Annotated in this window: 10 protein-coding genes and 1 pseudogene; 4 read left to right on the plus strand and 7 right to left on the minus strand. The window is 73.8% G+C overall.

The annotated features are described in order from the left end of the window. Window positions 1-281 precede the first annotated feature (281 nt). Both ABZU52_RS31120 and ABZU52_RS31125 read left to right on the plus strand, forming a co-directional pair. Window positions 282-611 (plus strand): helix-turn-helix transcriptional regulator, encoded by a 330-nt coding sequence (locus ABZU52_RS31120; RefSeq protein ID WP_354974496.1) that lies wholly within the window; start codon window positions 282-284, stop codon window positions 609-611. Window positions 612-649: 38 nt separating this feature from the next. Further along, window positions 650-985 carry a hypothetical protein gene (locus ABZU52_RS31125; RefSeq protein WP_354974497.1) on the plus strand — a complete coding sequence of 112 codons (336 nt, stop codon included), beginning with the start codon at window positions 650-652 and terminating at the stop codon, window positions 983-985. A 40-nt stretch (window positions 986-1,025) separates the two neighbouring features. Here ABZU52_RS31125 and ung read toward each other — a convergent pair whose 3' ends face one another. The 7 genes from ung to ABZU52_RS31160 form a co-directional block, all read right to left on the minus strand. Continuing rightward, window positions 1,026-1,727, minus strand: coding sequence for a uracil-DNA glycosylase (gene ung / locus ABZU52_RS31130; RefSeq protein ID WP_354974498.1), 702 nt, complete (start codon window positions 1,725-1,727; stop codon window positions 1,026-1,028). 65 nt (window positions 1,728-1,792) lie between these two features. Then, window positions 1,793-2,275: a tRNA (adenosine(37)-N6)-threonylcarbamoyltransferase complex ATPase subunit type 1 TsaE gene (gene tsaE / locus ABZU52_RS31135; RefSeq protein WP_238687793.1), complete on the minus strand. Its 483-nt coding sequence runs from the start codon at window positions 2,273-2,275 to the stop codon at window positions 1,793-1,795. Continuing rightward, a complete protein-coding gene (locus ABZU52_RS31140; RefSeq protein WP_354974499.1) occupies window positions 2,272-3,375 on the minus strand; it encodes an alpha/beta hydrolase in 1,104 nt (367 codons plus the stop codon). The genes tsaE and ABZU52_RS31140 overlap by 4 nt, the downstream gene beginning before the upstream one ends. Beyond that, window positions 3,372-4,490 (minus strand): alanine racemase, encoded by a 1,119-nt coding sequence (alr, locus tag ABZU52_RS31145; protein ID WP_354974500.1) that lies wholly within the window; start codon window positions 4,488-4,490, stop codon window positions 3,372-3,374. The genes ABZU52_RS31140 and alr overlap by 4 nt, the downstream gene beginning before the upstream one ends. Window positions 4,491-4,580: 90 nt before the next feature. Then, window positions 4,581-6,050: an NAD(P)H-hydrate dehydratase gene (locus ABZU52_RS31150; protein WP_354974501.1), complete on the minus strand. Its 1,470-nt coding sequence runs from the start codon at window positions 6,048-6,050 to the stop codon at window positions 4,581-4,583. Between the two features lie 55 nt (window positions 6,051-6,105). Then, on the minus strand, window positions 6,106-6,474 hold the full coding sequence (locus ABZU52_RS31155) for a holo-ACP synthase (protein WP_354974502.1): 369 nt from the start codon (window positions 6,472-6,474) through the stop codon (window positions 6,106-6,108). Between the two features lie 32 nt (window positions 6,475-6,506). After that, entirely contained in the window at window positions 6,507-6,650 is a 144-nt protein-coding gene (locus tag ABZU52_RS31160; RefSeq protein WP_354974503.1) for a hypothetical protein, read from the minus strand. Between ABZU52_RS31160 and ABZU52_RS31165 the strand changes: the two genes are divergently transcribed. Both ABZU52_RS31165 and ABZU52_RS31170 read left to right on the plus strand, forming a co-directional pair. Further along, on the plus strand, window positions 6,649-6,945 hold the full coding sequence (locus tag ABZU52_RS31165; RefSeq protein ID WP_354974504.1) for a hypothetical protein: 297 nt from the start codon (window positions 6,649-6,651) through the stop codon (window positions 6,943-6,945). The genes ABZU52_RS31160 and ABZU52_RS31165 overlap by 2 nt on opposite strands. Continuing rightward, window positions 6,942-7,367, plus strand: a pseudogene (locus tag ABZU52_RS31170) (hypothetical protein); the annotation flags it as partial. The gene ABZU52_RS31165 and the pseudogene ABZU52_RS31170, both read left to right, overlap by 4 nt.

The following is a 7,367-nucleotide window of genomic DNA, read 5'->3' on the forward strand; positions in this document are numbered from 1 at the left end:
GCTCCAGCGCTCTTCCGTAACTAGGCGGTGGAGCCACATCCGCAATTGAGCGTGATGTCTGTGAGTCATCACGATGACTCACAGACATCACGCTCATTGGGGGAAGACCCCCCATCCCGCGCCAGGCCATGCGCCGCGCGACTCGCGACTCGCGGCGCGCGGATCGCGGCGCGCGGATCGCGGCGCGCGGATCGCGGCACGCGGATCGCGGCGCGCGGCGCGAGTCGCCGATCTGCCGCAGCGGGACGGCAGAGATCTCGCCCGTGGTCCACCATGCCGGGATGTCATCGACTCGCCTCGTCACCCTTCTCGGCGCTGCAGTGCGGCATCAACGACACCTGCGCGACCTGAACCAGCGCCAGTTGGCCGCGCTGGCCGAGGTCGACCAGGCAGCGGTGGCCCGGTTCGAACGCGGTGAGCGGGCGCCGACCGTCCCGGTGCTGGAGCGGTTGCTGGCCGCGATGGATGTGCAGTTGGTCGTTGCAGTTGAGCCGTTGGACGCGCACCTCGACGCCCTGATCGACGACCTGGCGGCCCGGCCGATCGCCGAGCGATCGACGGGCTGGGGCTGGATCAGCTGCTGGATCGACTCACCGACTTCCCGCAGGTGATCACCGGGTGCACCGCAGCGTTGCTACAGGGAGCGCCGGTGCCTGTCGAGGCGCTGGAGATCGCCCTGCGCTGGCAGGACTCCAAACCGTTCACCCGCTGGCTGGAGACGAACTACGGCCAGCGGTGGAACGCCCGCTGGGGTGAGTTCGGCGGGGTGTGGTTGGAGCCCGAGGAACCGGGCGAACATCGATGGTCGACCCGGCATGGGGAGATCAGGGCCACGATGTGCGACGAGCTGCCCGAAACGATCGAGGTGCGCCACGGCGGGCGGGGTTACCAGGTGGTGCCGCTTGTCGAGCTGGAGCTGAGCGAGCCGCGCGCCGCCGAACTGTTGGGCCGCTACCGGCGCCGGCAGCTGGCCAGCGACAGCTGAGCCAACTGCCGGCCGAACCAGCCGCCGGCCGGGTGCCGGGTCAGCCGGCGGTGCGCTCCCAGTCGATGGTGGGCAGGCCTGCGTCGGCGAGTGCCTTGTTGGCGGCGCTGAACGGGCGGCTGCCGAGGAAGCCGCGCGGGTTCATCGGGCTGGGGTGACCCGCCTCCAGCACCACGTGCTGCGGATTGGTGACCAGCGCGGCCTTCTTACGGGCGTAGCCACCCCAGAGCAGGAAGACCACCCGCTCCGGTGCCGCGTCCAGAGCCCGGATGGTCGCGTCGGTGAACTCTTCCCACCCGGCGTTGGCGTGCGAGCCCGGAGTGGCCTGCCGGACGGTCAGCACCGCGTTGAGCAGCAGCACACCCTGCGCGGCCCAACCGTCGAGGTTGCCGCTGCGGGGCTTGGGGACGCCCACGTCCTCGCCCAGCTCCTTGAAGACGTTGCGCAACGACGGTGGCACCGGCACGCCGTCACGGACGCTGAAGCTCAACCCGTGTGCCTGCCCGGCCCGGTGATAGGGATCCTGCCCGAGGATCAGCACCCGGGTGCCCTGCGGCGGGCAGAGCCGGTACGCCGAGAACAGATCCTCCAGCGGCGGGAAAACGGTCTGCGTCGCGTATTCCCGGGCCACGAACTCGCCCAGCGCGGCAGTGCGTTCCGGGTCGAGGTGCGGGGTGAGCACGGCACGCCACTGCTCCGGCAGCAGGGCCAGCAGATCCAGGGCGGGGGCGTCGTCGGGCATCAGGAACCTCTCACAGCGCGGGTCGGTCCCCCGCACTCTAGGCATCGGGTACGACAGCCGCCCACCTAGCCGAGGTCGGCGAGCCGCCGGGCCCAGTCGCCGCCGATCGGGTCCAGTTCGACGATGCGGGTGTCGTCGTCGCGGCGGTCGATGCGAACCCGCAGGTGCGCGTCCACCAACTGCTCGACCAGGCCCTCGCCCCACTCGACCACGGTCACCGAGTCGTCCACCGACGCGTCGAGGTCCAGGTCGTCGATCTCGGCGCGCGGGTCGGTGGCGTCACCCAACCGGTACGCGTCGGCGTGTACCAGTGCCACCCGGCCACCCCGGGCCGGATCGGGGCGGTGCACCCGGGCGATCACGAAGGTCGGCGAGGTGATGTCCCCGAGGACACCGAGCCCGGCGCCGACGCCCTGGGTGAGCGCGGTCTTGCCGGCGCCCAACGGGCCGGTCAACAGCACCAGGTCGCCGGCCCGCAGCAGACCGGCCAGCCGACGGCCGAAGTCCCGAGTGTCCTCGACGGTCGGCAGCTTGACGACGTGACTCACCGTTCCTCCACGCTCTGCAATGACTCCAGGAACCGCGCCAGCGCGGCGTTGACCTCGTCCGCGTGCTCCAACATCACCACGTGACCGCTGTCCTTGATCTTCACGAACTCGGCGTGCGGCAACCGGCGCACGATCTCCTCGGAGTGGGTCACCGGAGTGATCATGTCCTTGTCGCCGACCACCACCAGCACCGGAGTCGCCGCCAGCGCCGCCAGCGCCGGGAAGCGCGAATGGGTGGCCAGGGTACGCAGGTAGCGGGTCACCGTGTCGGCCGACGTCCGGGAGTTCATCGTCTCCACGTAGGACACCAGCGACGGGCTGGGCTTGCGGGTGCCGAAGCCGTACTTGCGGGTCAACAGCCAGGCCACGTTCGACGTCGACTTGCGGGCCTTGTCGATCACCGGCCCGCCGTACCGGGTGGCGTTGCTGACCATGTAGAGCATCGGGCCGCCGACCCGGCCGAGCAGCGCGGGCGCGACCAGTTTGGTTTCCGCGATGAGCCCGCCCGACGTGGCCATCAGCACGGTGCCCACCACCCGGTCACCGAACAGCTCCGGGAACAGCTCGGCGAACGCCATGATGGTCATGCCGCCCATCGAGTGGCCGACCAGCACCAGCGGCCCGTCCGGGGCGGTCCGGTCGATCACCTGGCGCAGCGTCCGGCCGAGCACCGTGAGGTCGTACTCCCCGGTCTCCAGCCGGCCGGACCGGCCGTGACCGGGCTGGTCGTACGCCACGATCCGGTAGTCACCGCGGGCGGCGAGCATCTGGCGCTGGAAGTGGAACGTCCCCATGTCCAGGCAGAAGCCGTGCACCAGCACCACCGTCGGGCACCCCGGCACCGGCCGGGTCGGCTCGACGACTTCGACGTGGATGTCCGTGCCGTCCGGCAGCTCCAGGCGGAACGCGTCGTCGTACCGCTGGTTGTCGAACGTCTCGTGCGTGTAGCGGTCGGCCGGGTCGGCCTTGAGCCGGCGGACCAGGGTCCGTTCGGTCGCGACCCCGGCCGCCAGACCTGCCGCGGCCACCCCCACCGCCGCGCCGACGATCCCCGCGACCCGGCCCGCTGCCGTGCGCGGACGCGGAATGCGGTAACTCATGGTTTCTCACCGTCATAGACCCGGGGCACCCGCGTGCCGCCGAACCGGGTGACGATCTCGTAGTTGATCGTGCCGACCGCCTCGGCCCAGTCGTCCGCGGTCGGCTCGCCGTCGACGCCGCTGCCGAAGAGCGTCGCCACGTCGCCGTCGGCCACCGGGTCGTCGCCGCAGTCGAGCACGAACTGGTCCATGCAGACCCGCCCCGAGATCGTCCGGCGTACGCCGCCGAGCTGCACCGGCCCGGTGTTGGACGCGTGCCGGGGAACCCCGTCGCCGTACCCGAGCGGCACCACGGCCAGGTTCGCGTCGGTCTCCGTGGTGTAGGTGTGCCCGTAGGACACGCCGGTGCCGGCGGGCACCCGTTTGGTGAGCATCACCCGGGCGCGGGCGGTCATCGCCGGCCGCAGCCCGTACGTCTCGCCGGCCACCGGGGAGAGCCCGTAGATGGCCAGGCCGGGGCGGACCAGGTCGAAGTGGGTGTCCGGGCGGGTGAGGGTGGCTGCCGAGTTGGCGAGGTGCCGCCAGCGGGGTCGCAGCCCGGCCCGCTCGACCATGGCCAGCCCCTCGTGGAAGACGGCCAGTTGACGGTCGGTGGTGGGGTGGCCGGGCGAGTCCGCGTACACGAAGTGGCTCCACACGCCGACCACCTCGACCAGGCCGTCGGCCTGCGCCTTCGCGGCGGCGTCCAGCAGCGCGGGCCAGTCGGCGACTGTCGCGCCGCCCCGGGACAGCCCCGTATCGATCTTGAGGTGCAGGCGGGCGGGACGGCCGGCGAGGCGACTCGCCTCGATCATCTCGTCCAGTTGCGCCAGGCTGGCCGCGCCCAGGTCCACCCCGGCGCTGACCCCCTCGTGCAGCGGCAACCCCGGGGCGAGCAGCCAGGCCAGCACCGGCACGGTCACCCCGGCCCGCCGCAGGGTGAGCGCCTCGTCGAGGGTGCAGACACCGAGCCAGTCCGCGCCGGCGTCGAGCGCCGCGCGGGCAGCCGGAAGCATGCCGTGGCCGTACCCGTCGGCCTTCACCACGGCCATCAACTCGGCGGTGGTGCCGGAGCGGAGCCTGCTCACGTTCTCGCGGATGGCGTCAAGATCGACGCGTACCTGGGCCTGCCACATGTGCCCAGCCTACTTTCCGCCGTGATCACCGCGGGCGGCGACGCACGTCCCGACGCGACGATCCGGTCACCGCGCCCGGAACCGACCGGTTCAGCCCAGCCGGGCCAGCACCGGACGCAACGCGGTCGCCACGTCGGGCGCGGTCACCGGCCCGCTCCGGGCCGCCTCCCGCCCGGCGAGGCCATGCAGGTACGCGGCGGCGGCCGCGGCCCGATCGGCGGGCACCCCGGCCGCCAGCAGTGAGCCGAGCAGCCCGGCCAGCACGTCGCCGGTGCCGCCGGTGGCCAGCGCCGAGGTGCCGGTCGGGTTGACGTACGCCCGACCGTCCGGCGTGCCGATCACCGTGCGGTCGCCCTTGAGCAGCACCACCGCGTTCATCCAGGCAGCCAGCCGCAGCGCGGCGCCGACCCGGTCGGCGCCCGGCTCCTCCCCGCAGAGGCGGGTGAACTCCCGATCGTGCGGGGTGACCACGATCGGCGCGTCCCGACCCCGCAGCCGGTCGGCGAGTGAGCCGTCCACCAGCAGGGTCAGGGCGTCTGCGTCGAGCACCACCGGCACCGGGGCGGCCAGTACGGCCCGCAGCTCGGCCGCCGCGTCAGCACCGGTGCCCAGCCCGGAGCCGCAGACCCAGGCCTGCACCCGACCCGCGTCGGCGACCCGCTCACTGGCGATGACCGAGGGGTGCTGGTGCAGCACCTCGGCGCGGGCGCTGCCGGCGTAGCGGACCAGGCCGGTCGGCCCGGCCAGCGCGCCACCCACGGAGAGCACCGCCGCACCGGGGTAGGTCGCCGAGCCGGTCGCCACCCCCACCACGCCCCGGGCGTACTTCTCCGACGCCGGGCCCAGCTCGGGCCACCAGTCGACCACGTCGGACCATTCGGTGACCCCCAGCGCCGGGGTGCCCCGCAGCCACGGCCGCAGCCCGATGTCGACCAGCTCGACCTGCCCGGCCAGCGCGGCGGCCGGCCCGACCACCAGGGCGGGCTTCAGCGCGCCGAAGGCCACCGTCACGTCGGCGCGGACCGCGCTGGGCCGGCCGGACGCGGACAGCGGCACGTGGCCGGTGTCGACAGCGACCCCGCTGGGCACGTCGACAGCCAGCACTGTGGCCCGCTCCCCGTCGCGTCCGCGCAGGTCGCCGAGGCGCTGGACCAGCTCGTCCGCGTTCGCCCGTAACCCGCCGGTGCCGCCGATCCCGACGATGCCGTCGAGGACCAGGTCGACCGGGCCGGCCGGAGCCGGCACCAGCCGACCGCCGGCGGCTCGCAGCGCGGCCAGGCCGCCGGCGTGCGCCCGCCCGGGGTTGAGCAGCAGGGCGGACACCTGGACTCCCCGGCGAGCCAACCGCTCACCCGCGTACAGCGCGTCGCCGCCGTTGTCACCGGAGCCGACCAGCAGCAGCACCCGGCCCCCGTAGACCCCGCCCCGCTCGTCGAGCAGGAGCGCGGCGCGGCGGGCCAGGCCGGCGGCGGCCCGCTGCATCAGCGTCCCCTCCGGCAGCGTGCCCATCAACCCCGCCTCGGCCGTCCGTACGTCGGCCACCCGCCACACCGCTCTCATGCCACCCTGTCCCATTCCGTTCGCGGGTGGACCTGACCGGCCCTCCCGGCCGACGTCATCGTTCCGCGACCACCATCGCCGACGCGATCCCGCCGTCGTGCGACAACGAGAGATGCCAGTGGTTGACCCCACGCGCGTCGGCCACCGCCGCGACCGTGCCGGACACAGCCAGCCAGGGGCGGCCGTCCGGGTCGGGCACGATCTCGCAGTCGTGCCAGTTGAGCCCGGCCGGAGCGCCGAGCGCCTTGGCCACCGCCTCCTTGGCGGCGAACCGGGCGGCGAGCGACTCGGGCGAGCGCGGGTTGCCGGAGCGGGTGCGCCGCTCGGCCTCGGTGAAGAGCCGGTCGGCGAGCAGCGGTGTCCGTGCCAGGGCCCGGGCGAACCGGTCGACCAGGACGACGTCGATGCCGACAGCGACGATCACCACATCACCCTACCGGCGGTGCGGGCCGCAGATTAGCCGTCGGGCTCGCGCTGGGCAACGCCTGTGGACACCCGGGGGTACGCCTCGACGTCGGCTGTCCACAGGGCACCGCGCGAGCGGCGGTACGCGCCTAGCGTCAGCGCGTCGATGCCGATCGTCCACGGGGGTGTGGTCATGACCGACGAGCCGTTCACCGTCCAACCGGAGGAGTTGCGGGCGGTCGCCGTCCTGCTCGACGACGAGGCGCACCGGTTGGCGTTGGGCCTCGCCGGGCAGCCCGGGTTGGTGGTGGCTGCGCCGGAGTGGCGGGCTGGCGCGGCCCTGGCCGGGTTGGAGGCAGCCGGGCATGCCTGGTTCTGCCGGCTGGGTGCCCAGGTCGCGGCGGCCTCCGGCGGGGTCCGGGCGGCGGTCGAGGCGTACGAGACGGTGGACGACCGGGCCGCCGAGCGGTTCGCCGCGCTGCCCCGGTGAGCGGCGTCGGCTACCGACAGCTGTGGGCTGTCGATCCGGAGGGGTGGCGGGCCGCCGGGGCGGCGTGGGCGGGGCTGACCGGGCCGCGCGGCCGGCGCGTCGGCGGGCTGCGCGCGGCCGGCGGGCGGTTGCGCGGCGGTTGGTCGGGTGCGGCGGCCACGGCGGCGGACACTCGGCTCGCCGGTCTTCGGGATGAGCTGACCTCGATGGCACCGGCGCTGATCGAGGTCGACCAGGTGCTGGCCGAGTTCGCCGGTCGGCTGACGGTGGCGAAGGCGCGGCTCGCCGAGGCGGTCACCCGGGCCGAGGCGGCCGGCCTGCTGGTGGACCGCTCGGGCGGGGTGCAGGTCGACCCCACCCGGGTTCGGCCCACCGACCGGGCCGCCGCGGCGGCGGCAGCGGTGACCGTGGGCCACGGTCAC

The sequence above is a fragment of the Micromonospora sp. NPDC005220 genome (assembly GCF_040607895.1).
GTDB lineage: Bacteria > Actinomycetota > Actinomycetes > Mycobacteriales > Micromonosporaceae > Micromonospora.

Coding starts and splice junctions, on each gene's coding strand:
- ung (WP_354974498.1), bottom strand. CDS start 1,727: ATGCCCGACGACGCCCCCGCCCTGGATCTGCTGGCCCTGCTGCCGGAG.
- alr (WP_354974500.1), bottom strand. CDS start 4,490: ATGTGGCAGGCCCAGGTACGCGTCGATCTTGACGCCATCCGCGAGAAC.
- ABZU52_RS31160 (WP_354974503.1), bottom strand. CDS start 6,650: ATGACCACACCCCCGTGGACGATCGGCATCGACGCGCTGACGCTAGGC.
- ABZU52_RS31150 (WP_354974501.1), bottom strand. CDS start 6,050: ATGAGAGCGGTGTGGCGGGTGGCCGACGTACGGACGGCCGAGGCGGGG.
- ABZU52_RS31140 (WP_354974499.1), bottom strand. CDS start 3,375: ATGAGTTACCGCATTCCGCGTCCGCGCACGGCAGCGGGCCGGGTCGCG.
- ABZU52_RS31165 (WP_354974504.1), top strand. CDS start 6,649: ATGACCGACGAGCCGTTCACCGTCCAACCGGAGGAGTTGCGGGCGGTC.
- ABZU52_RS31120 (WP_354974496.1), top strand. CDS start 282: ATGTCATCGACTCGCCTCGTCACCCTTCTCGGCGCTGCAGTGCGGCAT.